Origin of the sequence: Nostoc sp. CALU 1950, from assembly GCF_051172895.1 — a bacterium.
Classification (GTDB): domain Bacteria; phylum Cyanobacteriota; class Cyanobacteriia; order Cyanobacteriales; family Nostocaceae; genus Nostoc; species Nostoc edaphicum_A.
This window is the reverse complement of sequence record NZ_JBDNJQ010000416.1, coordinates 1-624: the sequence shown is the minus strand read 5'-3', so window position 1 is coordinate 624 and position 624 is coordinate 1. Positions and strand designations below refer to the sequence as shown.

General features: G+C 49.5%; 1 protein-coding gene. It reads left to right on the top strand.

What is annotated here, in order from left to right:
• Positions 1-624: tetratricopeptide repeat protein (locus ABF638_RS38250; RefSeq protein WP_435027930.1), on the top strand; the 624-nt coding region annotated here is incomplete at both ends.

The following is a 624-nucleotide window of genomic DNA, read 5'->3' as shown; positions in this document are numbered from 1 at the left end:
GACAGAGCCATAGAAATCAAACCCGACTACGACTCAGCTTGGAACAACCGGGGTGTGGTGCTGGGTAATTTAGGGCGATTTGAAGAAGCGCTTGCATCTTATGACAGAGCCATAGAAATCAAACCCGACTACGACTCAGCTTGGAACAACCGGGGTGGTTTGCTGGATAATTTAGGGCGATTTGAAGAAGCGATCGCATCCTATGACAGTGCCCTCAAAATCAAACCCGACTATGACTCAGCTTGGAACAACCGGGGTGGTTCGCTGGATAATTTAGGGCGATTTGAAGAAGCGCTTGCATCTTTTGACAGCGCCCTCAAAATCAAACCCAACTACGACTCAGCTTGGAACAACCGGGGTGTGGCGCTAGTTAATTTAGGGCGATTTGAAGAAGCGATCGCATCTTTTGACAGTGCCCTCAAAATCAAACCCGACTACCAACCTTGGTGCAACAGGGGTGTGGTGCTAGGTAATTTAGGGCGATTTGAAGAAGCGATCGCATCCTACGACAGTGCACTCAAACTCAAACCCGACTACGACTCAGCTTGGAACAACCGGGGTGTGGCGCTGGTTAATTTAGGGCGATTTGAAGAAGCGATCGCATCCTACGACAGTGCCCTCAAA